A 2,450-nucleotide genomic window follows, 5' to 3' on the forward strand; every position below is an offset into this window, starting at 1 on the left:
GGCGCGTCCGCGCGGGCCGCGCGGGGGCCGGGACCCGCCCGGACGGGACGTCTCCGGCCCCGGCGGCGGTTCGAGCGCCGCGGACCAGCGGCGGCGCCGGGTCAGGGCCCGGACGGCCGGCGCGGCGGCCAGCAGCAGGACGAGCAGCGTCCCGCCCGCGATCCACGGCGCGTAGCCGGGCCCGCGGTGGTGCTTCTTCGGGGGCGCGACCGGCGTCCCGCCGACGCCGGGCAGGTCGTTGCGGAAGCGCGGGCCCTTGGTCGGGCGTCCGCCCGGCCCGGTCGGCGAGGTCTGCTCGGGCTGCGGGGAGGACGAGCCCTCATCGCCGGTCCCGCCGCCGCCCGCCACGCGGGAGTAGGACGGCTCGGTCGCGGTGCCCTGGCCCGCCGCGCCGGCCGGGGTCGGCTCGAACCGCACCCAGCCCGCGCCGTCGAAGTACAGCTCGGGCCAGGCGTGCGCGTCGCGTCCGCGCACCTCCCACTGGCCCGCCGAGACCTCCCTGCCGGCCGTGTAGCCGACCGACACGCGCGCCGGGATGCCCAGCTCGCGCGCCATGACGGCCATCGCGGCGGCGAACTGCTCGCAGTAGCCGCGCTTGTCGGCGGTCAGGAAGTCGACCAGGTCCGAACCGTGCTCGGGGGTGCCGACGGTCAGGTCGTAGCGGAAGCCGCCGGTCCGGGTGAACCACGACTGGAGCCGCACGGCCGCGTCGTACGGCGTGCGCGCGCCCTTCACGACCTGGATGGAGAGCTTGCGCACCTTGTCCGGCACGGACTTGGGCAGGTAGGTGAACTCGGCCAGCATGTCGCTGCTGTACGTCCCGCCGGCCTGGAGGTCGGACGCGGACGGCAGCACGCGGCGGCTGGTCACGGTATAGCCGCGTCCGCCCACGCTGTCGCGCAGCGAGTAGACCATCAGGGACGGCGAGTGCACCCGCCAGTCGCCCTTGGCCTCGACCCGCACCGGCGCGTACGGCATCGGCAGGAACTGCAGGTCGCGCAGGTCCTTGCTCACCTTCACCCGGGTGGTGACCAGGCGGGACGGCGCGACCGTGAGGCCGGGCGGGGCGGGCAGCGACGCGTCGCCCACCTTGTCCTTGGAGCTGGAGGCGACGCTGTAGGTCCAGCGGTCCCCGTCGAACCGGTCGAGCGCGTAGAGCCGCAGGTAGTCGGGGCGTTCGGTGTCGTCGGTGCGGTAGGTCAGCACGACGCCGTCGTCGGTGTTGGTGAGCTGCCGGGACAGGCTGACCATCGGATCCGGCGTGGTGACGGTCCGGCTGCCCTCGCCGCCCGAGCCCGCCCCGCGGCCGCCGAACACCCCGCGCGGGTGGATGCCGGGGACCGCCATGGGCACCAGGACGGCGACGGCGACGGTGGCCGCGCCGATCCGGCGGCCGGTGGTGGCCAGCGTTGAGATGTCCGGGTTGTCCCGATCGGAGGCGGGCTCCTCGTGCCAGCGCGGCGAGAACACCACCCGTCCCCAGCCGCCGACGCTCTCCCGCGCGTCCGCCATCAGCAGCGCCAGGAACGCGGCGGCGCCGAGCCCGAACGCGAACCAGTTCACGCCGTGCTCGCGGATCGCGGCGGGCACGCTGTACATCGCCAGCAGCGGCAGCCCGGCGGGCGCGGCCCGGCGCAGCCGCACCGCGAGCAGGTCCACGATGGTCGCGATCGTCCCGACGCCGATCGCCACCAGCAGGTGGATGCCGCGCGCCTCCGGGACCGGGGCGGCGTACCGGTTGGCGGTGGCCGCGCCGTCGGCGGCCAGGTCGCCCAGAGCGCCCAGCGACGACGGCGTGGGGACGATCCCCAGCAGCGCCCGTCCGGACGTGAAGACCAGGGTGCAGTAGAGCAGCAGCGCCAGGGCCGGGCCGAGCGGGTCGAAGACCGCCGGGATCCGCAGCCGCCGTACCGCGACCGAGCCGAGCCCCGCCGCGATGACCGCGCCGAACGCGTGCCAGAACCACTGGCCGCCCATGAACAGCGGGTACAGCCCGATCGACCCGGCCAGCGTCGCCAGCCCGGCCATGACCGTCATCCGGATCCTCATGCCGCGCCTCCGCCGCCGTTCCCGCGCGCGTAGTCGATGTCGAAGCCGTCCGGTTCGGACACCACGCCCCAGGCGGCCGCGAGCTGCGCGGCCGTCCGGACCGTGACGACCCGCCAGCCCGCCGCCCGCAGCACCCGCGCCGCCTCGACCCCCGGCACCCCGCCCCCCGGCACCCCGGCCCCGGCGCCCACCGAGTCTCCGCCGTGCATCCCGCCCGCGCCACCCACGCCGTGGACACCGCCCGCGCCGTGGACACTGCCCGCGCCGTTCGCGTCGGCGGAAGCGTCGCCGTTCGAGCCGCCGCGCGGGGACGGGACGCGCGCGTCGGACGAGGCCGCCAACGCCTCCGGATCCACCAGCACGGCCACGCACGCCGTCGTCCCCCGCCGCACGGACGTGAC

Annotated in this window: 1 protein-coding gene and 1 pseudogene; both read right to left on the reverse strand. The window is 76.5% G+C overall.

Annotation, left to right across the window (positions count from 1 at the left end):
- A partial coding sequence (locus AB0J52_RS36285) for a transglutaminase TgpA family protein (RefSeq protein WP_500187439.1) occupies window positions 1–2,049 on the reverse strand: 2,049 nt, incomplete at its 3' end.
- Window positions 2,046–2,450, reverse strand: a pseudogene (locus AB0J52_RS36290) (hypothetical protein); the annotation flags it as partial. The pseudogene AB0J52_RS36290 and the gene AB0J52_RS36285, both read right to left, overlap by 4 nt.

Source organism: Spirillospora sp. NPDC049652, from assembly GCF_040675125.1.
In the GTDB taxonomy this organism is placed as follows: Bacteria; Actinomycetota; Actinomycetes; order Streptosporangiales; family Streptosporangiaceae; genus Spirillospora.